This is a genomic window from Actinomadura latina NBRC 106108, assembly GCF_001552195.1.
Classification (GTDB): Bacteria; Actinomycetota; Actinomycetes; order Streptosporangiales; family Streptosporangiaceae; genus Spirillospora; species Spirillospora latina.
This window is the reverse complement of the sequence record NZ_BCQS01000020.1, coordinates 30,267-51,450: the sequence shown is the minus strand read 5'-3', so window position 1 is coordinate 51,450 and position 21,184 is coordinate 30,267. Positions and strand designations below refer to the sequence as shown.

Below are 21,184 nucleotides of genomic sequence, written 5' to 3'. Positions count from 1 at the left end.
CGCGTCGGACGTCGTACGGGTAGGGGGATGCTGCTTGCAAGCTCGGTCCAAGGTTGTCAGCAAAAGTCGATATGGTCGCGGATATGCCAAATGAACCCACCGGCGAGCGGTTGCTCGCCCGCCGCTACCGCCTGGTGACCCAGGTCGGCCGGGGCGGCATGGGGACGGTCTGGCAGGCGCACGATGAGGTCCTCGGTCGTGACGTTGCGGTGAAGGAGGTCATCCTCCCGCATGGTCTCACCGATGAGGAACGCGCCGTGCACCACAAGCGCACGTTCCGTGAGGCCCGCACCGCCGCGCGGCTCGGCCATCCCGGCGTCGTCACGGTCTACGACGTCGTCGAGGAGGACGACCGGCCCTGGATCATCATGGAGCTGATCGAGGCGCGCTCCCTGGACCAGGTGATCAAGCAGGACGGTCCGCTGGAGCCCCGCCGCGCCGCCGAGATCGGCCGGCAGATGCTCGCCGCGCTGCACGCCGCGCACGGCGCCGGCGTCCTGCACCGCGACGTCAAGCCCAGCAACGTGCTGATCACCGGCACGGGCCGGATGGGCGAGCGGGCCGTGCTCACCGACTTCGGCATCGCGACCGCGTCCGGCGACGCCACCCTCACCCAGACCGGCCTCGTGATGGGCTCGCCCGCCTACATCGCGCCCGAGCGCGCGCGGGGCCGCGTCGCCGGCCCGGCGTCCGACCTGTGGTCGCTCGGCGTCACCCTGTACGCGATGCTGCACGGCAGGTCGCCGTTCGAGCGGCCCGAGCCGATGGCCGCGCTGGTCGCGGTGATCTCCGAGGAGCCCGAACCGCCGGAGAAGGGCGGCCGGCTCGTCCCGGTCATCGAGGGGCTGCTGCGCAAGAACCCCGACCAGCGGATGGACGCGATCGAGGCCGGCGCGCTGCTGGACGACATCGTCCGGCAGGAGACCGTCGACACGCAGCGCACCATGGCCGTCGAGTTCTCCATGGACGAGCTCCCCGGCCCCCAGACCACCGTCCAGGACCCCGAGGCGCGCCCGGACCAGCTGACGAGCTTCGACCTCCCCACCGCCAAGGCCCGCGCGGCCGACCCGGCGAACCCCGGCGAGACCGCGCCCGACCCCGACCGGGTCACCTCCTGGCGGTCCGGCCCGGGTACCCGGCCGGCCGGGGCCGTAGCGGCCTCCGAGCAGGACTCCTACGAGCAGGGGCCGGCCGAACCTGGGCCGTCCACGCACTTCCCGCCGACGACGCACCCGGCGGCGCGCCCCGCCCGTCCCGCGCTGGCCGCCAACCGGAACGTGCTGATCGTCGCCGCGATCGTGCTGGTCGTCATCGTGGTCGTCGCGGGCATCGCGCTCGCCAACGGCGGCGGCGGCGACAAGGACAAGACCGCCCCGCCGGGCGGCGGCACGACGCCGTCCGCCCCGGCCACGTCCGCGAAGCCGAGCGGTTCACCGAGCGGCTCGCCGAGCGGTGGCGGCCTGCCCGCCGGGTTCACCACGCACAAGGACTCCAGCGGCTACCAGGTGCCCGTCCCGAAGGGCTGGAGCGGGCCCGAGCGCAAGCCGGGCGGCGACCATTTCTACTCGCCCGACCGCAGGGTCTACCTCCAGATCGGCCAGACCGACGACCCGGGCGACAGCGCGATCGACGACTGGCGCCGGCAGGCGCGCAACGTCACCCGCTTCCGCGGCTACAAGAAGCTCAGGATCGCTCCGACCGGCGACCACCCGCCCGTCCCCGACACCGGTGACGGCGACGACTCCGCCGACTGGGAGTTCACCTTCGACGGCGACGGGGGAAGGATGCACATCCTCGACCGCGGCTTCGTGACCAAGGGCCACGGCTACGCCATCCTCCTGTGCGCCCCCGACGCCGGCTGGGACAAGGTGTTCAAGGACCTGCAGCCGGTCTACCAGTACTTCAAGCCCGCGGACGACTGATGGACGGCCGCCTCCTCGCCGGTCGGTACCGGCTCGAATCCGTGGTCGGACGCGGCGGGATGGGCACGGTGTGGCGCGCCCGCGACGAGACCCTCGACCGCGAGGTCGCCGTCAAGGAGGTCGTGCTGCCCGCCGGGCTGAGCGACGACGAGCGCGAGAACCGGCACCGCCGGACGCTCCGCGAGGCGCGCGCGTCGGCGCGGCTGAACCACCCGGGCGTCGTGACCGTACACGATGTCGTGGACGAGGACGACCGGCCATGGATCGTCATGGAACTGGTGCGGGCCCGTTCTCTCCAGGGCATCGTGGACGAGGACGGGCCGCTGCCGCCCGGCCGGGTCGCGGTGATCGGGCGGCAGATCGCGGGGGCGCTGCGCGCGGCGCACGCGATCGGCATCCTGCACCGGGACGTCAAGCCCGCGAACGTGCTGGTCGCCGACGACGACCGGGCCGTCCTCACCGACTTCGGCATCGCGCAGATGGCGGGCGACGCGACGCTCACCGGCACCGGCCTGATCATGGGGTCGCCGGCGTACATGTCGCCGGAGCGGGTGAACGGCGACCCGGCGATCCCCGCGTCCGACCTGTGGGCGCTCGGCGCGACCCTCTACGCGGCGACCGAGGGAAGGGCGCCGCACCACCGCAGCGACGCGATGGCCGTCCTCGCGGCCGTGATGACGCAGGACGTCCCGCCGCCGAAGAACGCCGGTCCGCTCGCGCCCGTCCTGACCGGGCTGCTGGAACGCGACCCGGCGCGGCGGCTCAGCGGGGACCAGGCGGAGGAGGCGCTCAAGGCGGTCGCGTCCGGTCATGCCGCGAACCTGGCCGCCGCCCGGCTCGGCTCCGGCGAGGCGACGGCCGTGGACGGGTCCGCCACCCGGCCGGCGCCTCCGCGGCAGCCCGTCCCCGTCCCGCCCACTCCGTCTCCGGGGATGACCGCGCCGATCCCGCCGGGGCCCGGCCGGCAGTGGACGCCCGGCCACACGCAGCCGCCGGGGCCGCGCAGGCGGTCGCCGCTGCTGCCGATCCTCGGGGGCGTCGCCGCGGCGGCGGTGATCCTGGCGGTCGCCGGGGTCGTGCTCTGGGCGAACCGCCCGTCCTCCGGGGGGACGAGCACCGCGCAGACGCCCAGCACCGTGGCCACGCAGTCCACGCCCGCCGCCCAGAACACGCCGCGCGGCACGCCCGCGTCCCCGCGGGCGTCCCCGCGGGCGTCCGCGCCGGCGGGGGGCACGGTGCCGCTGCCGGCCGGGCTCGTCCCGCAGACCGGCCCCGGCTACACGATCGGGGTCCCGCGCGGATGGCGGCGCTCGGCGCAGGGCAACAGCGTCATCTGGACCGACCCCGTGTCCAGCGCTTACATTCAGGTGGACCAGACGGTCTGGAGCGGCGACCCCTACGATCATTGGTCCACGTGGGAGCGGGAGGCCATCGCGGACGGCAAGCTGAAGGACTTCCAGCGGGTCGGGGAGATCACCCGCACGGAGGTCGCCGGGTACGCCGCCGCCGACATCGAGTTCACCTGGACCCGCGGCGCGGGACTCACCCGCGCCCGCGACCGGGGCGTGATCATCGGCAGCCGGCCCTACGCGGTCGTGGTGGCGGTTCCCGCGTCCCAGTGGAACGAGAGAGAGCCGCTCGTGAAGAATGTGCTCGACACGTTCCGTCCCTCCGGGGTGGGATGACAATGGGGGGACTCTTCCGACATGACACAGGCACGTCTGCTCGGTAACCGCTACCGGCTGGACTCGGTGGTCGGCCGGGGCGGCATGGGCACCGTGTGGCGCGCGCGCGACGTCATGCTGGACCGCGAGGTCGCGGTGAAGGAGGTCGTGTTCCCGCCGGGCCTCAACGACGACGAGATCGCCGTCCTGTACGAGCGGACGTTCCGGGAGGCGCGGGCGTCGGCGCGGCTGAACCACTCCGGCGTCGTGACCGTCCACGACGTGGTGCAGGAGGCCGACCGGCCCTGGATCGTGATGGAGCTGGTCCTCGCCCCGTCCCTGCAGGACATCATCGAGCGGGGTCCGATGGACCACCGCCGCGTGGCCGACATCGGGCTGCAGATGCTCGGCGCGCTCCGGCACGCCCACGAGAAGGGCATCCTGCACCGCGACGTCAAGCCCAGCAACGTGCTGATCACCGACTCCGGCCGCGTGGTGCTCACCGACTTCGGCATCGCGCAGATGGAGGGCGACGCGACGCTCACCCAGACGGGCCTCGTCATGGGGTCGCCCGCCTATATCCCGCCCGAGCGGGCGCAGGGCGAGCGGGCGGTGCCCGCGTCGGACCTGTGGGCGCTCGGCGCGACCCTGTACGCGGCGGTCGAGGGCCGGTCCCCCTACGAGCGGTCGGACGCGATGTCGTCGCTGCAGGCGGCGCTGACCGAGCCGGTCCCGCCGCCGCGGAACGCGGGGCCGCTCACCCGGGTGCTGGACGGGCTGCTGGCGCGCGAGCCGGTGCACCGGATGACCGCCGCGCAGGCGGAGCCGCTGCTCACCCGGGTCGCGGCGCTGCCGCCGCCCGCTCCGCCGGCCCCGCCGCCGGTGCGCTCGGCGGCGAGCGAGACGGTGACGGACGAGCCGCCCGCCCGCCGGCCGCCGGGAGGCCGCGCCGACGACGCCGCGGAGACCGTCCTGGACCCGTCCGAGTTCGGCGTGGTGACCCGGCAGGACCGCGAGGCGGTGACGCGTCGCGACCCCGGCGGCTTCGGGGAGGTCGGCGGGCCGGGCCGCCCGCCGCCCGCACGGCCCGGCCAGGACCGCGAGGCCCGCACGCTGCTGGAGACCGAGTGGGCGCCCGGCGGTCCTGGAGGGCCCGCCCGGACGGGCCCTCCGCCGCAGCCGCCCGGGCCGCAGACGCCTCCGCCGTGGGAGCAGCCGCGCCAGTACTCGAACTGGCAGCAGCCGCCGCCTCCGGCGCGGGCGGGCGGGGAACGCCGCAGGACGGTGCTGGTCGTCACGATCGCGGTGGTCCTCGTCGTGGCGGCGGTGCTGCTCGGCGCGTTCATCCTGCGCGGCAAGCTCCGGGCGGGCGCTCAGGCGTCGGCGATGCCGAGCCCGGCGAGCTGCGCGCCGTTCGCGGTGACAGTCGGCTGCTCGGACACCACGTCCGTCATCACCATGTAGGGCAGTGTCAGCGGCGGCGGATGCTCCGGCGTGAACGTCAGCGGAATCCCCAGCAGCTTGGACGACATCTTCGTCGTGTACATGACGACGTCGCCGGTCAGCGTGAGGCTGGGGGTCCGTATCCGCACGGTCGCCGCGCCGTGCGCGGACGTCTGGTCCACGTTCTCCAGGACGGCCTTCGACATGCTGAACTTCAGCGCCTTCACCGTCCCGGCCGCCGAGGCCAGGGGCGCGACACCGTCGTAGCGGAGCCCGGACATCGTCAGGGAGTCGGCCCGCAACGTCCCGGAGTCGCTGTAGACGCGGGTGCCCGATGCGGCCGCCTTGCTCTTCGGGGCGCAGGCCGGGTCCTTGCTCGACGTCAACTCCTGGAGGAGCTTGCGGGCCTCGGCCTGCGAGAGGCCGGAGCCGTTCGCCGGGACGTCCGGGCAGGCCGGCGCCGTGGGGGTCGGCGTGGCGCTGGGCGCCGGGGTCGTGGTCGGAGCGGGCGATGGCGTTCGTGTGGGCGATGGCGCCGGAGTGGGCGATGCCGGCGGCGATGGCGCCGGAGTGGGGCTGAGCAGGTGGAACCCGAGCAGTGCGGGGAGCGCGATGGCGGTCAGGTGCCCGCCGCGCGGTGCCGCGTGCGCACCCGGCCTGCCGCGTTCCCGGTGCGGTGACGAGGCGTCCGGGATGGTCGCGCCGGGGTCCGGGGCAGCGGTGGGGTCCGGGCCAGGGGCGGGTGCCGGGGCCGGGGACCAGGCGAAGCCGAGCGCGCCGCCGATCAGGCCGAGCAGCAGGCCGACGAAGAACCCGCCGAAGTTGGACGTGAGGAACGACGCCAGCGACAGCAGCACCGCGAGGATGCCGTAGAAGCTGCGCTGGGCGGGCTGCGCCCACATCAGCACGCCGGCGGTGACGAGCAGCGCGCCGATCAGCCAGCTGGCCACCCCGGCCATGCCCTGGTGGACGACGAGCGGCATCGGCGCGAGCGGGATCGCGATCAGTTCCAGGCCGGCGAGGACGGCGAACACGCCTCCCCAGAAGGGGCGTGTCCGCCGCCAGCGGCGGAACCCGCGCGGCCCGGCCCCCCGCGTTCCGGACCCGTCAGGGTCGGCGGGACGCGGTCCGGCAGGACTTGCTTCGGCAGGGTTCATGGTTTCAGAAGCACTCGTCGCCGAGCTTCATGCTGAGGTTGCTCAGCTTGAACGTCCCGGCGGTGGTCGCCCAGGCGACCTGCCTGACATTGGTCAGCTCGATCCTGGACGCCTGCTGGCCGAACATCCCGGCCTGGCCCTGGGCGCCGTTCGGACCCTTGTCCAGGGTGCTCGCGTCCCGGCCGATCTCGATGTTGGAGAACTTGGCGTCGGCGTTGAGCTGCTCCACGTCCAGGACGAGGTCGGTGGCCTCGACCGGCTTGGAACCCGTTCCGGCGGTCAGCCGGAGTGTGAACGGGCCGACCTTCACCGACTGGCACATGTTGCGGATCTGCGCGGACTTGATGCCGGAGACCTGCACCGGGTGCTTCGCGCCGTCCTTGCTCGCGTCGACCCCGCCGTACTGGACGAAGCCCTGCCCGGTGAGGGAGTCGGCGCTGACCTTGAAGCTGCCGCCGGAGACGGCGAAGGAGGAGGCGATGGCGCCCTGCGCGGTCATGAAGACGAGGGCGCCGGCGCCGATCGCGGCCGGGGCGGCGATGGCGGCGAACCGCTTCCAGCGGACGCGGCCGGCGGCGGCCTCGGGGGAGTCGCTCATGGGGGTTGCTCCTGGGGGTCTAGGGCCCGGACGGACCCGGTGACACCGGTCGATCTCGTGACAGTGAGTGCAAGTTACTACCAAGTACTTACTTGCGACAAACCGGATCACGGGGTCGCAAGGTAAAGAATCTGGGCGGTGACCTGCCAATTTTTCTTGAACTCGATGTCAATAAGGACCGGCAAGGTCAACTACTATCAACTACCGAGTGTGATCGTCACGGGCCGAAGATCCCCGACCGTACGGGCCGAAGGTCCCGAATCGGAACGGCGCTCAGGAGCCGGCGGAGAAGGCGTCCAGCGCGAGGCGCAGCGCGCCGACGTGCTCTTCGAGGGCGTCGGCCGGCTCACCGGACCGCAGCCGGGCGACCTCGCCCTCCACCTTGGCGAGCCGCTCGTCGAGGGCGGCCAGCAGCCGCTCGCAGCCCGCGAGCGCGCCCTCGGCGTCGTCCCCGCCGAGGGTGCTGCGCAGCAGCCTCGCCTGCTGCCTGAGCTCGGTGGTCCGGCGGTGCAGGTCGACGAACACCGACACCTTCGCGCGCAGCAGCCACGGGTCGAACGGCTTCGTCAGGTAGTCGACGGCGCCGGCCGCGTACCCCCGGTACGCCTGCTCGCCGGCCCCGCCGCCGGCGGTGAGGAAGATGATCGGGATGTCGCGGGTGCGCGGCCGCGCCTTGATGTGCTCGGCGGTCTCGAAGCCGTCCATCTCCGGCATCACGACGTCCAGCAGGATCAGCGCGAAATCCTCGTTCAGCAGCTCCTTGAGCGCCGCCTGCCCGGACGTGACGGGCACGACCTCCACCGGAAGCGCGTCGAGCACGGCCGCGAGCGCGGTCAGGTTCTCTTCGCGGTCGTCGACGGCCAGGATCCTCGTGTCGTTCGGCACCGGACTCCTCAACGTCGATGGCGGTGTGCCCCGTCCAAGCCTGTCATGTCCTTGCGGACGGCAACAGCGAATCGCCGGAGAGTAAATTTCTATGGCAGCCAGCCGGGTTTGACCAGTCCCGACTCGTAGGCGAACACCACCAGCTGCGCGCGGTCGCGGGCGCCGAGCTTCACCATCGTGCGGCTGACGTGCGTCTTCGCGGTGGCCGGGCTGACCACGAGGCGGGCCGCGATCTCCTCGTTCGACAGGCCCTCCCCGACAAGCGCCATGACCTCGCGCTCCCGGTCGGTCAGGGCGTTCAGCCGCGGCGAGGGCGCGGGCTCCTTGGCGCGCGCGGCGAACTCGGCGATCAGCCGCCGGGTCACGCTCGGGGACAGCAGCGCGTCGCCGTCCGCGACCGCCCGGACGGCGTGCAGCAGCTCGACCGGCTCGGTGTCCTTCACCAGGAACCCGCTCGCGCCGCCGCGCAGCGCCTCGAACACGTACTCGTCCAGCTCGAACGTGGTCAGGATGACGATCTTCACGCCGTCGAGCCGCTCGTCGGAGGCGATCCGCCGGGTCGCGGCGAGACCGTCCAGGCCCGGCATGCGGATGTCCATCAGGATGACGTCGGGACGGGCCCGGCGCGCCTGCGCCACCGCCTCCTCGCCGTCGCTCGCCTCCCCGACGACCTCGATGTCGGACTGCGCGTCCAGCAGCGCCCGGAATCCGGCCCGGACGAGCACCTGGTCGTCCGCCAGCACCACCTTGATCACTGCGCACCCCTCATGTCTTCGGCGTCCTCGTCCAGGGGGAGCGCGGCCCGCACCCGGAACCCGCCGCCCGGACGCGGCCCGGCGTCGAACGTCCCGCCCAGCGCGGCGGCCCGCTCGCGCATCCCGCGGATGCCGCTGCCGCCCGGCCGGTCGTCCAGCAGCGGGGTGCCCCGCCCGTCGTCCTCGACCCGCACCACGACCTCGTGCTCACCGTAGGCGATGCGGACCCGGGCCGTCACCGGCCCGGGACCGGCATGGCGGGTCACGTTCGTCAGCGACTCCTGGACGATCCGGAACGCGGCGAGGTCGGTGCCCGCGTGCAGCGGCCGCCGCTCCCCGGTGATCTCCGCCTCCACCGCCAGCCCTGCGGACCGGGCCCGGTCCAGCAGATCGTCCAGCCGGTCGAGCCCGGCGGTGGGGGCGCGCGGCGCGGACTCGCCCTGCGACCGCAGCGCGCCGATCACCCCGCGCATCTCGGTGAGGGCCTCCTTGCTCGCGTCCTTGATCGCCGCGAGCGCCGTCCGCGCCTGCTCGGGGTTCTGGTCGATGAGGTGCAGCGCGACCCCGGCCTGCACGTTGATCATCGAGATGTTGTGCGCGAGGACGTCGTGCAGCTCGCGGGCCATCCGCAGCCGCTCCTCGCTGGCCTGGCGGCGCTCCTCCTCGGCGCGGATCCGCGCGGTCTCCGCGGCCCGCTGCGCCCGCATCCGGATGAGCTCGGAGCTGACCAGCACCACCAGCGCCCACCCGACGACGAAGCTGGACGCGCCGAGCGTCGGCTCCTCCACCGGGAACGGCCCGTCCCGCCCGCGCTCGGCGGCGGGCACGCCGATCAGCGCGGTGAGGCCGAAGAACGCCGCGAGCCCGAGGCCCGTCCCGGCCCAGGTGACCAGCCGGTGCCCGGCCACGATCGCCGCCATCATCGCGACGGCCAGCGCGAGCGGCGCCGGCCCGTAGGTGTAGGCGCGCAGGAAGTACAGCGCCGTCACGGCGGCGGTCGCGCACACCGTGAACACCGGGTGCCGGCGCCGGAGCAGCAGCAGTGCGGGGCCGCCGAGCAGCAGCGCGAAGCCGAGCGCGTCGAGATCGGTGTGCCCCGTCCCGGCGGGGCCGCCGCCCCCGTGCTCCCAGGGCGGGCCGCCGGCCGCCCCGTCGCCCGGCCGGCCGCGCTGCGCGCCGAGCGACCCGGCGACCTGGACGAGCGCGACCAGGACCGGAACGACCCACACCGGCCACGTGCCGGGGCGCGGCAACTGCGGGCGGCCCGGCCCGGGCGACGGTGAGATGCTCATTCCCGCACAGTAATTCCTGAAGGTCCAACGGCACGTCGGCCCCGGGGAGTGCGCATCCCTACTCCGCGCGATGTACGCGAAACCGCCCGCGGTTCAGCGGGCGGTCCAGCGGACGGGGAGGTGGGTGAAGCCGCGGCGGGCGCTGGAGCGCAGCGGCACCGGCTCGCCCGCCGGCCGCGGCAGGCCCGGCCGTTCGAGCAGCGCGACGAGCATGGCGCGCAGGTGCACGCGCGCCAGCCGGGCACCCAGGCAGGCGCGGTGCCCGAACCCGAAGCACAGATGCGGCCGGGGGGAGCGCAGGAAGCGGTCCGGGACGAACCGGCCGGGCTCGGGGAAGATCTCGTCGTCGTGGTTGGCCGAGACGAGCCACAGCCTGACGTGCTCACCGGCCAGCAGCGGCACGCCGCCGACGGCCGTCGCGCGCTGGACGGTCCGCCGCACCTGGAGTACCGGCGTCCACCAGCGCAGCATCTCCTCCACGGCGCTGTCGACCAGCCTGTCGTCGGCCCGCTCCTCCCGCAGCCGGACGTACTCGGCGGGGTGGCGCAGCAGCGCGTGCAGGCCCCCGGCGAGGGTGTTCCGCAGCGTCTCGGGCAGGTCGTGCGCGACCGCGCCGACGAAGTCCACCGCGCCGTGGGACGGGATGCGGGCGAGCATGGCCCGCGCGGGGGGATCCATGTCGATGAGGGCCGTGTCGTCGTGGGCGACGTCGTCGTGGGCGACGTCCGGATCGCCGCCGCTCGCCGGTCCGTGCGGGGCGCCGTCCGGCCAGGGCGCGAACAACTCGGGATGCGCGAGGGCATGCCGGACGTCGGAGTAGCGCAGCACGGCCCAGGCGCCGGGCCGCTCCGCTCCGCGCCCGTCCAGCCACACCACCGGCGTCCGCGACCGGAGCCGCTCGAACCGGTCGTAGGGGACCCCGCGGGCGTAGGTGTCCGCACGGCCGAGGGCCCCGGCATCGGAGACGGGTGGCGCGCCTCGCCGTTGAGGCATGGGGGAACCTCCTCTCCGAGGCAGACGCTAACGCGTCCCGGCCGAACCCTGAAGGGCCGGATTCGGCCGTCCCGCCCACGTATCGCGCAGTTTGTGGGGGACAACCCCCACGCCCCCGGCGGATTCGGGGGTCAGCCCGCGAGCCACTCCCCGGTCTCGACGCTCACCAGGCCGTGCCGGGCCGCCTCGATCACGGCCTCCCGCTGCGAGTGCACGCCCAGCTTGGACAGCACGCTCTGCACGTGGCTGCGCGCGGTGCTGCGCGTCACCCCCATCGCCTTGGCGAGCGCCTGCGTGGACTCGCCGCGCGCCAGCCGCGTCAGGACCTCCCGCTCGCGGGGCGTGAGGAACTGCGCGACCTTCTGCGCGCGGCTGCGCGGGCGGGCGCCGCCGCGCAGCGCCGCCTGGCCCGAAACGACCTCGCCGTCCGCGACACGGCGCAGCACGGTGAGGATGTCGCCGGCCTGCTGCCCCTTGTGCGCGAACCCCCGCACGCCCGCCGCGACGCCCTCGTCCAGCACCGGCTGCTCCAGGAAGCCGGTCAGCACGACGAACTTGGTCCGCGGGGACGAGGCGCGCAGCCGGGGCATCCAGTCGAGCGCCGTGCCGGAGGGGAACTGCAGGTCGATCAGGCAGACGTCGGGCTGCCTGGCCCGCAGCACGGGCAGCGCGTCGGCGGGGGAGTAGACCACCCCGACGACGCTGTGCCCGGCGTCCGCCAGCACGAGCGACAGCGACTCGGCGAAGACCGCGTGGTCGTCGCAGACGATCATTCTCATGGATGGAGCCGCCAGTCGTCGGTGCACGTGTCGGCGCCGGTGCCCCGGGCCGCGAGGTCGTCCGGGGGCGGTGCCGCCGGCAGCAGCATCCGGACGCGCGCCCCGCCCATCTCGCAGGTGCGGATCTCCAGGCTGCCGCCGTACCCGGAGATGAGGTCGTGCACGATGCCGAGCCCGAGCGACGCGAGGCCGGGCCGCGCCGGGCGGCCGGGGTGCGCGCCCCAGCCGGCGCCGAAGCCGGGGCCGTCGTCGTCGACCTGGATGGCGATCCAGCCCTGGTCGGCGTCGACGCGCACGTCCACGCGCCCCGCCGCGACGCGGCACGCGTTGTCGAGGACGTTGCGGACCGCGCGCCACAGCGCGACCGGGTCCATGTGGGCCCACGCCTCGCCGCCGGTGAAGCACACCTCGTGCGTGGTGGCGAGCCGCATGCCGGTGACGACCTCGGCGGTCAGCTCGTCCACCCGGAGCCGCTCCGGGCCGGGCAGCGGCCGGGCGTCGCCGTCGTCGCCCTCGTCGAGCCGGCGGAGCAGGTGGTCGAGCCACCGGGTCTCGCCCAGCAGCTGGTCGATGCGGGCCCGGCTGGTGTCGCCGACGTCCTCCGCGACGACGACGGCCGAGGCCAGCATGATGATCGTGCCCAGTTCGTGCCGGATGTCGTGGCGGAGCCGGCGCCGCCACAGCACCTGCTCGCCGGCCCCGGACGCCCCCGGCCGGTCCCGCTCGCCGTCGCGTGCGCCCGCGAGCGTCCCCGCGCCCGCGGCGGTCTCCGCTGGGGAGGACCGCGCCCGCCCGTTGTCCATGAAATCCCCCGTCCGCTATTCCAGCACCCTGTAGACCGTCACCCCGCATCCCTGCGGATGTCTAGTCAATTGGCCGCAACAGACCGGTGATTGACCAGAAGTGGACATGCGGAAGGCAACTGTGAACTTCGCCCTTTACCGGGGCGTCTCAGGAATGTCAGTTCTGCCCGAGGCATTTCTTTCATGCCGGTGGCGTAGCCGCTTTGCGCATTCCGGCGGGTGTGCCGGTGCGCGCCGCACGGGACAGTCTCCTCATGCCGACGGTCACATTTCTCGGACATGCGGGGGTGGCGGTGGACGCGACCGCGTTCCACCTGCTCGCGGACCCGTGGCTCGCTCCAACGGGGGCCTTTCTCGGAGCCTGGCACCAGTATCCGAGAAACGATCACCTGGACCTGGCCCCGGTCCTCGACGCCGACTGGGTCGCCGTCTCGCACGAGCATCTAGATCATTTCGACCCGTGGGTCCTGGAGCGCCTTCCGGCGCGGACCAGAATCCTCATTCCGTGTTATCCCGGACCCGCGTTCCGGGAACGCATCACGGCCGCCGCCGGCGGCCGCCAGGTAATCGAGATCGAGCCGTGGGAGAAATTCCCCCTTGACAATCGCGGGTCCTGGATCACGGTGATTCCGGAACTGTCACCGATGTGCCACGACGCCGCCTTTCTCATCGTGGCGGACGGCCGCGGCGTCCTGCATTGCAACGACGCCCGGCTCACCGCCGCGCAGACCCGCCGCGCCAAGCACCTCGCGGGCGGCCGGCTCGACCTGATGGCCCTGCAGGCGTCCGGGGCGTCCTGGCACCCGATCTGCTACGAGTACCCGGCCGAGGAGATGGCGGAGGTCTCCATGGCCAAGCGGATGTCCAAGCTCCGCGCGGCGCAGCGGCTCGTCCGGCAGACCGAGCCGGAGCTGGCGGTCCCGTTCGCGGGCCCGCCGTGCTTCCTGGACGCCGAGGTCGACCACCTGAACTGGGTGCTCGGCCAGGTGGACGGCGCGTTCTGCGACCCGGAGACCGCCACCGCGTGGCTGCGCGAGCACCTGCCGAGGCAGCGCTGGGACTACTTCAAGCCCGGCGACGCCGTCGACCTCGACACCGGCGAGGTCACCCGCGACCCGGTCTCGGCGGAGTTCTCCTTCGCCGACGCCGGCCGCGAGGCCTACCTCGAGCGCTACGCCGCCGACCGCGCGGCCGCCATCGCGGGCGTCCTGGCGGAGTACCCGGAGCCGGGCCCCGGCCTGTTCGACCGCTTCTCGGCGCACTTCGCCCGCCTGGGCGGCCTCAGCGACTACTTCAACCGGCAGATCGCGATGATCGTCCGGTTCGAGATCACCGGGCCGAACGGCGGCGTCTGGGACGTCGACATCTCCCCGGACGGGGTCACCGTGTCGGCCGCGTCCCCGGACGCCCGCCCGCACTACCGGATCACCACCGCCGGCCGCTGGCTGGACACCGTCCTCACCGGCCGGATGGCCTGGGAGGACCTCCTCATCTCCTTCCGCCTCAGCCTCTACCGCGATCCCGACGTCTACAACGACTACCTGGTCGGCCTCCTCAAGCACGCCAACGCGCCCGCCCTGCAGGCCGTCGAGGAGTACGAGACCGGACGGGACGAGTCCGAGCGCATCACCGTCGCCTGCGACGGCGCCCGCTACGACATCCCCCGCTACTGCCCGCACGCCGGCGAGGACCTCTCCGTCGGCGCCGTCGTCCGCGACGGCCGGATCCACTGCCTCGCCCACAACTTCGCCTTCGACCTCGCCACCGGCGAATGCGTCAACGCCCGAGCCGCCAACCTGACGAGCAAGAAGGTGGGCTGACCCGTCCACGGCCGCGGGCCGGGCGACCCCGCGTCGCCCGGCCCGCGCGCGTCGGGGGCGCCGTAACGAGACGGTCACATATGGGGATTTAGCGGTGCTTGCCGGGCGGGTGGTAGATCGTCCTGTGTTAGGTTTGACCTGCGTTTTCTGGGGGTTTGAAGGGGTGCGGGTCTTGGACCGCAAGAAGCTCGGCCTGCTGGCCGTCGCGTTCGTTCTGGTCGTCGGTGTGATGGAGGTCGCGGCCCTGAAGGTGGGCTCGTTCGACTTCCCGGTGCCGTCCGGCTCACAGCAGCCGGCCATCGCGGACAAGGCCGGCGATCATTAGTTCCGCGTGTTGCGGGCCCGCATGAGGGTCTGCAGGTCGGGGTGGCCGCCGCCGGTCGCGTCGGAGAGGGTGGGGCAGGCCCATTCGCCCTGGCGGCCCCAGGAGTAGGAGATCTCCAGGGGCGGGCGGGGCGTGAGGCGGTCCCAGCGGGCGAGGATCTTGCGGAACTGGGCCTCCGTCGGCAGCCAGTACTGCTTGTCGCCCTCTGAGCACCTCTGCCCGAACGTCTGCAGGACGGGCGCGATCCTGGTGCGGGGGATTCCGGCGGCGTCGGCCATCCGGACCATCCGGTCGATCGCCCCTATGTCGCAGTGCTCGCGGGTCTCGGCCGAGCCCTTGCAGGGGTACGGGTCGAGGCCGACCAGGTCGACGCCGGCGCGTTTCGGGGTGAGCGGCCTCATCGGCCAGTCGGTCAGGGAGATGAACGAGACCTGGCCGGGCGCGTGGGCCTTCAGGTAGCCGGCGCGGCGGCGGATCTCGCCCGCGACCTCGGGGCAGTCGCCGGTGTTCGGCTCGTCCGACAGGTACCAGCCGTAGACCTTCGGGTCGCGCCCGAACTGCTGGACGGCGCGTTTGAACGCGTCCCAGCCGAGTTCGAAGTCGCCGCAGGTGAAGTTGCCGACCCAGAGGAGCGCCTGCATTCCGGCGGGGACGCCGGCGACGAGGGATGCGTCGGCCTTGACGTCCACCAGGTCGTAGCCGAGCGCCTGGAGGCGCGGGTAGTCGGCGGGCTGGGTGTTGAGCGCGATCCGCCGGGTCTTGTGGGGCTCGGCGGCGGGCGTGCCCGGCGAGGCGAGCGGCCCGCGGTAGGACTCGTAGCCGGACCCCCTGTGCTGCAGGTAGAAGAGGAACCCGGCCACCAGGACGACCGAGGCCGCCACCGCCGAGAGCTTGAACCGGGCGTCCCGGATGTCCATGTCGTGTTCCCCGATTGAGCGATCAGGTGACGCAGCGGACGCCGGCCGGAGCGGGATCGGCTGTCGGCTGCTGCGGGGGTCTGGAGGGCGTCCCCCGGGCGGGCGGGATCAGGCGGCGGAGCCGGGTTCCTCCGCGGCGCGCTTCTCCGGCGTCTCCTTGAACGCGCCGGTGATCCGGAGGGGCGGGACCGGGATGCCGAGGATGTGCTTCACCGTGTCCCAGAGCGCGCCGAACGTGGCCCGCATCGACGGGTCGCGCAGGTAGACCGCGTCCACGGCGACGCGGGCCGGGACGATCCGCTCGATGTAGTTGACGAGGTCGACCTCCTCACCGGGCCCGAGGACGTCGAAGTCGCGGAACCGGACCTCCGAGACGCCCGTCAGGCCGGGCCGGTGGTCGAAGATCCAGCGGCAGCCCGCGTCGTAGTGCTCGGCGAGGTCGTAGGTCTCCGGACGCGGGCCGACGAGGGTCATCTGGCCGCGCAGCACGTTCACCAGCTGCGGCAGCTCGTCCAGCGACCACTGCCGCAGCAGCTTGCCGACCCTGGTGAGCCGCGGGTCGCAGTTGGCGGTGACGGTGAGGCCGCCGACGCCCTGCCGCATCGTCCGGAACTTGTACATCGTGAACGGCCGCCCGCCCTGCCCGACGCGCCGCTGCCGGAACACGCCGGGGCCGGGGCTGGACAGCCGCACCAGCGCGTAGATGAGCAGCAGCGGGACGCTGAGCAGCAGCAGCCCGGTGAGCGCGCCGGCGACGTCCAGCACGCGGCGGGTCCACGACGGGGGGATGCCGCCGGACATGTCGACGGGACGGTTCGCGAGCTCGGACATGGTCACCCCTTGTCTTTGAGCGCGGGGGTTTCGGGTGCGGTGTTCTTGACGTGCTGGAACCAGACCAGCAGTGCGGCCGTGGTGGCGACGAAGGAGATGGACGTGGCGACGGCCGCCCCGATCGCGCCGTGCGCCGGGATCAGGTACGCGCCGAGGACGACGACCACCACGAGGCCGATGCCCTGCCCGGTGGATGCGGCTCCGGGCCGTCCGACCCCGTACAGGTAGGCCATGATGAGCCCGGTCACGCCGAACGTGACGACGCCGGCGAGCCGGATGTAGGTGGGCGCGACCGCGTCGTCGAACACGTCCCCGAAGACCCAGGGCAGCGCGGTCCCGGCGATGAGCGCGAGCGGCAGCGCGGCCAGTGCCGACACGGCCAGTGCGGGCAGGATCAGGCGGGACGTCCTCTTCGTCGCCGTCTCCCGGTCCTCCTTGGCGAAGTCGGGATACAGGACGTAGTTGACCGCGAGCCCCGGCAGCTGCACCAGCTCGGCGAACTTGCTGGCGACCGTGTAGACGCCGAGCACCTTCGGGCCGGCGAGCGCGCCGAGCAGCGCCATGTCGAACCGGAGTTGCAGCAGGTCGATGAGCTGGCCCAGGTAGCCGCGGAACCCGAACCCGGCGATGGAGCGGCCGAGCCGCCGGTCGGGGCGTCCCCACCCGGCGAAGAACCCGCGGCGGGCGAGCCGCCGGGCGATCCACGCGGCGGCGGCGACGTCGGCGAGCACGAGCCCGGCGATGAGCGCGCCGGGTCCGTACCAGCCGGTGAGGATCACCAGGTAGATCGGCAGGAACACGAACTCCTCGACGGCGATGGCGAGGCTCGCGCCGGGCTGGTCGTCGGTCCCCTGGAGGAGGCCCTTGCCGACCGACACGAACCCCTGCGTGAAGGACGGCGCGGCGGCGGCGACCGCGACCCAGATCCCGAACGACTTGAAGAACACCAGGTAGAAGAGCGGGCTGAGCGCGAGCCAGCCGATCCCCGCGATCGCCGCGCCGATCACGGTGAGCCACGCGAGCGTGGGCCGCACCCGGCTCTGGTCGTAGTCGGAGCGCGCGAGGAAGAACGGCGCGGCGCCCGGGAGCCCGGCGCTCGACAGCTGGCACAGCAGGCCGGGCAGGATCCGGACGAGCGTGAACGCGCCGACGAGCTTGGGCCCGCCGATCCGCGCGACGAGGATCGTGGCAATGCCGAGCGACCCGAGCGCTCCGATCCGTCCCGCCATGTTGCCCGCGACCAGCGCGAGCAGCCGCCGCCGCAGCCGGGACTCCCGCCCCGGCCCGGCGACGGCCGGAGACCGCGTGCCGGTCATGCCGCCTCCTTCTTTCCGAACAGGTCGAGGGCGGCGATGAGCCCGAAGATCGCCCAGCCGTGGCGGTAGTGGAGGGTCTCGTAGAAGAGGCCGGAGACGAGGAACACGGCGATGAGCGCGCCGAACAGCTCCGGACGCGGGACGAGCCGCGCGTACTCGCCGGTCAGCGCGCCCCGGCGGGCGATCCGCACGCACTTCAGCAGCAGGATGAACACCAGGACGATGAGCGCGACGCCCCCGAGGAAGCCGCGTTCGAGGACGGAGGCCACGTAGTCGTTGTGGGCCTCGCGTACGTATGTCTCCTGCCGCACCAGCATCTGCTTCTCGGTCTGGCCGGGCCCGATGCCCCACGGATGCGGCTGGTCGTCGATCATCTGGATGGTGGTGGCGAGGACGGTGCTGCGCGAGTTGGTGCTCTCCCCGGTCGTCCGCCCGATGGAGTCGCGCAGGATCGGGGACGCCTGGCTGGCCTGGTCCAGCAGCGGCTGGACGTTGACCGCCGAGACGACCGCGACCGCGCCGCCGCCCACGAACACGGCGAGCGAGCCGACCGCGACGGCGTGGTGCGCCTTGCCCTCGCGGAACAGCCGGAACAGGTAGCCGAGCAGGATCGCGACGCACAGCGCGAGCAGCCCGCCGTTCGAGCCGGTCAGCACCTCGGCGGTGAGCAGGACCCCGCAGACCGCCCACCGCTTCCACGTCGTCTCGGGAAAGCGCGAGGCGCGGGCGACGAAGAAGACGCAGATGAACCAGTTGGACGCGTAGTTGGCGTCGCCGAAGGTGAACATCGCGCGCTCGCCGTCGATCTGCTTGCCCGACAGCGCCTCGATCCCCAGCACGAAACCGACGATCATGACGACGGCGTAGCAGGTCCCGATCCACACGAACGCGCGGAGCGTCAGCCTGAGCAGCGACGTGTCGCGCCCGAAGTTCGCGATGCTCACCGCCCACAGCAGCACGAACAGGTCCTTGCCGAGGGTGAGCGCACCCGCGTCGTTGACCACGGCCGCGATGCCGCCCGCGATGATCGTCAGCAGGGTCGGGAGCAGGAACGGCCACCGGATCGGCAGCCTCCGGGTGCCCGCCCACAGCAGCATCGTCGCGGCGACGCCGACGAGCGCCACGTCGGGCAGCCCGGTGTTGCCCGGCCCCGGCGCCAGCCCGGCCGGCATCAGCATCGGCAGCGAGGCGATGCCCGCGACGATCATCACGGACGGCAGCCGCGTCCCCTTCTTCAGGGGCGCCCGCTTCTCGGCGGGTGCTGCGGGCGGGGCCTCGGCGGTCGCGGTCATGGGCGTGCGGAGCTCCCTCGGTAGGTCTCGTCGAGGACGGTCCCGAGGTGCGCCGGCGAGAACCAGTCGCCGACCCGGGCGCGGGCGCGCTCCGCCATCCGGGTGGCGGCGGCCGGGTCGTCCAGCAGCGCCGCCACGGCCTGCGCGAGCCCCTCCGGGTCCTCCGGCCGGACCAGCATCCCCGTCTCACCGGCGAGAACGAGATCCTGGTTGGACGGGACGGCCGTCGCGACCAGCGGGATCCCCGCGCCGATCGCCTCGACCAGCACGCACGGGAGCCCCTCCCACCGGCTCGCCATCGCCATCACGTCGAACGCGGGCAGCACGTCGGCGACGTCGCCGCGGTGCCCGAGCCAGCGCATCCGGTCCGCGATGCCGAGCCCGGCGGTGAGCTTCTCCAGCTCGTCCGCCATCGGGCCGCCGCCCACCCACAGCCCGAACACGTCGTCCGGCAGCCGCGCGATGGCCTTCGCGAAGATCTCCGGGCCCTTCTGGAACGTCAGCCGCCCGATCGACCCGACGACCTTCACGCCGAGCGGCAGGTCGAGGCGGCGGCGGGCCTGCGCGCGGGAGCCGGGCGCGGTCGCGTAGGCGTCCACGTCCACGGCCGGCCACGACAGCCGCACCCGCTCCGGCGTCGTCAGCCCGAGCCGCAGCGCCGTCGTCACCGTCTCCGACCCGATCGCGAGGAACGCGTCGGTCCGCTTGGCGGCGATCCGTTCGAGACCTATATATACGCGCCGCCGCGCCCACGACTGGAACTCGTTGAACGGGAACCCGTGCCAGGTGTGCACGATGCGCGGCACCCCGGCGCGGGCCGCCGCGACCCGGCCGATCACGCCGCCCTTCGCGCTGTGCGTGTGGACGACGTCGTACCGTCCCTCCGCCAGCACGCGGGTCAGCGTGCGCAGCGCGGCCACGTCGTCGCGCGGCGAGATCTGCGGCACCAGCGGCCCCACCTGGACGATCTCCATCCCGGCCGCGTGCGCCCGCGGAGTGAGGTCACCGGCGGCGGCGTTGGCGACGGCATCGTCCCCATAGAGGACGCTGTTTCTCGTGGACGCTGCCGTACTGTCCATGCCGACGCCGCCGGTGACGATCGCGCGCTCGTAGCCGCCGTCCGGGAGGGCCAGCGCGCCGTTCAGCGCGACCTGCCCGGCCCCGCCGTTGAAGCGGGTGATCACCGTGGCGACTCTGAGCTTCCTCGTGGTCATGAAACGCACACCTCACAGGCCGGGCGGTTCGGGGCTGCACCCCGCGCCGCAGAGGCAGGGCGGCCCCGCCGGCGGCTCGACGGGGCCGGGCCGCCGGACCGGGTGGTATTCGGGGAGGAGCCGGCGCAGCAGCAGCCGCACCGCGCCGTCGTCGCCGGCGCGGGCCGCGGCCTCCAGCTCGTCCAGCAGCTGCGGGAGCCCGGCGGGCGGCGCGGCGGGGCGGGTCGCCCAGATCTTCGGGTGCGCGGTGCGGATCCGCCGCTCGGAGTCGGCGAACGCCTTCTCCGCGAGCTTCTCGCCGGACCCGAGCCCGCTGAACCGGATCGTCACCTCCGGCAGCCGCAGCTGCTCGGCGTACCGGTGGACGAGGTCGACGACCGGGACGGGCCGGCCCATGTCGAGGACGAACGTCTCCGCCTCCTCCGCCATCGCCGCCGCCTCGATCAGCAGGCCCGCCGCCTCCTCCACCGTCATGAAGTGGCGGGCCACCTCGGGATGGGTGATCGTGACGATCTCGCCGGACGAGATGCGGTGCGCGAGCAGGCTCAGCAGCGGCCCCGCCTCGCCGATCACGTTGCCGACGCGGACCGCCGCGAAGCACGTCGGGCCGGGCGTCGCCGTCCGCAGCAGCAGCTCCCCGAGCCGCATCGTCGCGCCGAACACCGACGTCGGGTCGGCGGCCTTGTCGGACGAGACGAACACGACCCGCTCCGCCCCGTGCCGCACCGCCGCGTCCAGCACGTGCCGGGTGCCGAGGACGTTGTGCGCGACGCCCCGGCACGGGTCCCGTTCGACGTCCGCCAGCTCGTTGCGGCCTGCCGTGTGGAACAGCAGGTCGGGGCGGGCCGCCCCGATGACCTGGTCGACGCGCCGCTCGTCCCGCACGTCGGCCCGCGCCGGCGTGACGCCGGCCAGCTCGCCCTCCAGGCGCGCGAGGCCCTCGCCGTCCCGGTCGAGCAGGGTCAGCGCGGCCGGTTCGAGCCGCCCGACCTGGTGGCAGAGGGCGCGGCCGACCGTCCCGCACGCCCCGGTGACCAGCACCCGCCGGCCGCGGACGAGCCGCCGCCCGCGATGCCGCGCCATGACCACCTCGTCCCGCCCCATCAGCAGGGCGAGCGGGCTGACCGGGACCGGCGCGGGGGCCCCGATACTGCGGCGCGGCAGGAACCTTCGCATCG

At 73.4% G+C, this 21,184-nt stretch carries 19 protein-coding genes; 5 read left to right on the top strand and 14 right to left on the bottom strand.

All coding sequences use genetic code 11. The features are described 5' to 3' along the window. Positions 1-83 precede the first annotated feature (83 nt). From AL2_RS25130 to AL2_RS25120, 3 genes are read left to right on the top strand one after another with little or no spacing between them, the layout of a single operon-like run. Positions 84-1,922 carry a serine/threonine-protein kinase gene (locus tag AL2_RS25130; protein WP_245666897.1) on the top strand — a complete coding sequence of 613 codons (1,839 nt, stop codon included), beginning with the start codon at positions 84-86 and terminating at the stop codon, positions 1,920-1,922. Beyond that, entirely contained in the window at positions 1,922-3,607 is a 1,686-nt protein-coding gene (locus tag AL2_RS38675) for a serine/threonine-protein kinase (protein ID WP_067637629.1), read from the top strand. The genes AL2_RS25130 and AL2_RS38675 overlap by 1 nt, the downstream gene beginning before the upstream one ends. A gap of 21 nt (positions 3,608-3,628) precedes the next feature. Further along, complete coding sequence (locus tag AL2_RS25120) at positions 3,629-5,050, top strand: serine/threonine-protein kinase (RefSeq protein ID WP_067637627.1); 1,422 nt, start codon at positions 3,629-3,631, stop codon at positions 5,048-5,050. Here the strand turns inward: AL2_RS25120 and AL2_RS25115 are convergent. The 8 genes from AL2_RS25115 to AL2_RS25080 all read right to left on the bottom strand — a co-directional run bounded on the left by AL2_RS25115 (position 4,960) and on the right by AL2_RS25080 (position 12,291). Beyond that, on the bottom strand, positions 4,960-6,186 hold the full coding sequence (locus tag AL2_RS25115) for a DUF6114 domain-containing protein (protein WP_247612201.1): 1,227 nt from the start codon (positions 6,184-6,186) through the stop codon (positions 4,960-4,962). The genes AL2_RS25120 and AL2_RS25115 overlap by 91 nt on opposite strands. A 4-nt stretch (positions 6,187-6,190) precedes the next feature. Continuing rightward, positions 6,191-6,784: a DUF6230 family protein gene (locus AL2_RS25110; RefSeq protein ID WP_067637622.1), complete on the bottom strand. Its 594-nt coding sequence runs from the start codon at positions 6,782-6,784 to the stop codon at positions 6,191-6,193. 273 nt (positions 6,785-7,057) lie between these two features. Next, positions 7,058-7,669 carry a response regulator gene (locus AL2_RS25105; RefSeq protein WP_067637619.1) on the bottom strand — a complete coding sequence of 204 codons (612 nt, stop codon included), beginning with the start codon at positions 7,667-7,669 and terminating at the stop codon, positions 7,058-7,060. 89 nt (positions 7,670-7,758) lie between these two features. Further along, the gene (locus tag AL2_RS25100; RefSeq protein ID WP_067637617.1) at positions 7,759-8,424 is read right to left on the bottom strand and encodes a response regulator transcription factor; all 666 of its coding nucleotides are present in this window, start codon (positions 8,422-8,424) and stop codon (positions 7,759-7,761) included. Further along, a complete protein-coding gene (locus AL2_RS25095) occupies positions 8,421-9,716 on the bottom strand; it encodes a sensor histidine kinase (protein ID WP_067637615.1) in 1,296 nt (431 codons plus the stop codon). The genes AL2_RS25100 and AL2_RS25095 overlap by 4 nt, the downstream gene beginning before the upstream one ends. Before the next feature lie 93 nt (positions 9,717-9,809). Continuing rightward, positions 9,810-10,709: a cytochrome P450 gene (locus AL2_RS25090; protein WP_067637612.1), complete on the bottom strand. Its 900-nt coding sequence runs from the start codon at positions 10,707-10,709 to the stop codon at positions 9,810-9,812. Between the two features lie 131 nt (positions 10,710-10,840). Further along, positions 10,841-11,488 carry a response regulator transcription factor gene (locus AL2_RS25085; protein WP_083946882.1) on the bottom strand — a complete coding sequence of 216 codons (648 nt, stop codon included), beginning with the start codon at positions 11,486-11,488 and terminating at the stop codon, positions 10,841-10,843. Beyond that, on the bottom strand, positions 11,485-12,291 hold the full coding sequence (locus tag AL2_RS25080) for a sensor histidine kinase (protein WP_067637606.1): 807 nt from the start codon (positions 12,289-12,291) through the stop codon (positions 11,485-11,487). The genes AL2_RS25085 and AL2_RS25080 overlap by 4 nt, the downstream gene beginning before the upstream one ends. A 254-nt stretch (positions 12,292-12,545) precedes the next feature. Here AL2_RS25080 and AL2_RS25075 point away from each other — a divergent pair, with 254 nt between their 5' ends. Together AL2_RS25075 and AL2_RS37680 are read left to right on the top strand one after the other, a co-directional pair. After that, complete coding sequence (locus AL2_RS25075; RefSeq protein WP_067637603.1) at positions 12,546-14,111, top strand: Rieske 2Fe-2S domain-containing protein; 1,566 nt, start codon at positions 12,546-12,548, stop codon at positions 14,109-14,111. 172 nt (positions 14,112-14,283) lie between these two features. After that, positions 14,284-14,436 (top strand): hypothetical protein, encoded by a 153-nt coding sequence (locus AL2_RS37680; RefSeq protein ID WP_157438348.1) that lies wholly within the window; start codon positions 14,284-14,286, stop codon positions 14,434-14,436. Here AL2_RS37680 and AL2_RS25070 read toward each other — a convergent pair. The 6 genes from AL2_RS25070 to AL2_RS25045 form a co-directional block, all read right to left on the bottom strand. Beyond that, the gene (locus AL2_RS25070; RefSeq protein WP_067637601.1) at positions 14,433-15,353 is read right to left on the bottom strand and encodes a hypothetical protein; all 921 of its coding nucleotides are present in this window, start codon (positions 15,351-15,353) and stop codon (positions 14,433-14,435) included. The genes AL2_RS37680 and AL2_RS25070 overlap by 4 nt on opposite strands. A gap of 108 nt (positions 15,354-15,461) precedes the next feature. Beyond that, positions 15,462-16,184, bottom strand: coding sequence for a sugar transferase (locus AL2_RS25065; protein WP_067637599.1), 723 nt, complete (start codon positions 16,182-16,184; stop codon positions 15,462-15,464). A gap of 2 nt (positions 16,185-16,186) precedes the next feature. Beyond that, positions 16,187-17,500 (bottom strand): lipopolysaccharide biosynthesis protein, encoded by a 1,314-nt coding sequence (locus AL2_RS25060; RefSeq protein WP_067637597.1) that lies wholly within the window; start codon positions 17,498-17,500, stop codon positions 16,187-16,189. Further along, a complete protein-coding gene (locus tag AL2_RS25055; protein WP_067637595.1) occupies positions 17,497-18,792 on the bottom strand; it encodes an O-antigen ligase family protein in 1,296 nt (431 codons plus the stop codon). The genes AL2_RS25060 and AL2_RS25055 overlap by 4 nt, the downstream gene beginning before the upstream one ends. Further along, positions 18,789-20,006 (bottom strand): glycosyltransferase, encoded by a 1,218-nt coding sequence (locus AL2_RS25050; protein ID WP_067637593.1) that lies wholly within the window; start codon positions 20,004-20,006, stop codon positions 18,789-18,791. The genes AL2_RS25055 and AL2_RS25050 overlap by 4 nt, the downstream gene beginning before the upstream one ends. A gap of 12 nt (positions 20,007-20,018) precedes the next feature. Next, the gene (locus AL2_RS25045; protein WP_067637591.1) at positions 20,019-21,182 is read right to left on the bottom strand and encodes an SDR family NAD(P)-dependent oxidoreductase; all 1,164 of its coding nucleotides are present in this window, start codon (positions 21,180-21,182) and stop codon (positions 20,019-20,021) included. Positions 21,183-21,184: the final 2 nt, after the last annotated feature.

What these genes read in the sequence shown, in the direction of transcription:
- AL2_RS25055 (WP_067637595.1), bottom strand. Translation starts at nt 18,792, where the DNA reads ATGACCGCGACCGCCGAGGCCCCGCCCGCAGCACCCGCCGAGAAGCGG.
- AL2_RS25090 (WP_067637612.1), bottom strand. Translation starts at nt 10,709, where the DNA reads ATGCCTCAACGGCGAGGCGCGCCACCCGTCTCCGATGCCGGGGCCCTC.
- AL2_RS25095 (WP_067637615.1), bottom strand. Translation starts at nt 9,716, where the DNA reads ATGAGCATCTCACCGTCGCCCGGGCCGGGCCGCCCGCAGTTGCCGCGC.
- AL2_RS25065 (WP_067637599.1), bottom strand. Translation starts at nt 16,184, where the DNA reads ATGTCCGAGCTCGCGAACCGTCCCGTCGACATGTCCGGCGGCATCCCC.
- AL2_RS25120 (WP_067637627.1), top strand. Translation starts at nt 3,629, where the DNA reads ATGACACAGGCACGTCTGCTCGGTAACCGCTACCGGCTGGACTCGGTG.
- AL2_RS25080 (WP_067637606.1), bottom strand. Translation starts at nt 12,291, where the DNA reads ATGGACAACGGGCGGGCGCGGTCCTCCCCAGCGGAGACCGCCGCGGGC.
- AL2_RS25110 (WP_067637622.1), bottom strand. Translation starts at nt 6,784, where the DNA reads ATGAGCGACTCCCCCGAGGCCGCCGCCGGCCGCGTCCGCTGGAAGCGG.
- AL2_RS25130 (WP_245666897.1), top strand. Translation starts at nt 84, where the DNA reads ATGCCAAATGAACCCACCGGCGAGCGGTTGCTCGCCCGCCGCTACCGC.
- AL2_RS38675 (WP_067637629.1), top strand. Translation starts at nt 1,922, where the DNA reads ATGGACGGCCGCCTCCTCGCCGGTCGGTACCGGCTCGAATCCGTGGTC.
- AL2_RS25085 (WP_083946882.1), bottom strand. Translation starts at nt 11,488, where the DNA reads ATGAGAATGATCGTCTGCGACGACCACGCGGTCTTCGCCGAGTCGCTG.
- AL2_RS25075 (WP_067637603.1), top strand. Translation starts at nt 12,546, where the DNA reads ATGCCGACGGTCACATTTCTCGGACATGCGGGGGTGGCGGTGGACGCG.
- AL2_RS25115 (WP_247612201.1), bottom strand. Translation starts at nt 6,186, where the DNA reads ATGAACCCTGCCGAAGCAAGTCCTGCCGGACCGCGTCCCGCCGACCCT.
- AL2_RS25070 (WP_067637601.1), bottom strand. Translation starts at nt 15,353, where the DNA reads ATGGACATCCGGGACGCCCGGTTCAAGCTCTCGGCGGTGGCGGCCTCG.
- AL2_RS25045 (WP_067637591.1), bottom strand. Translation starts at nt 21,182, where the DNA reads ATGCGAAGGTTCCTGCCGCGCCGCAGTATCGGGGCCCCCGCGCCGGTC.
- AL2_RS25060 (WP_067637597.1), bottom strand. Translation starts at nt 17,500, where the DNA reads ATGACCGGCACGCGGTCTCCGGCCGTCGCCGGGCCGGGGCGGGAGTCC.
- AL2_RS25050 (WP_067637593.1), bottom strand. Translation starts at nt 20,006, where the DNA reads ATGACCACGAGGAAGCTCAGAGTCGCCACGGTGATCACCCGCTTCAAC.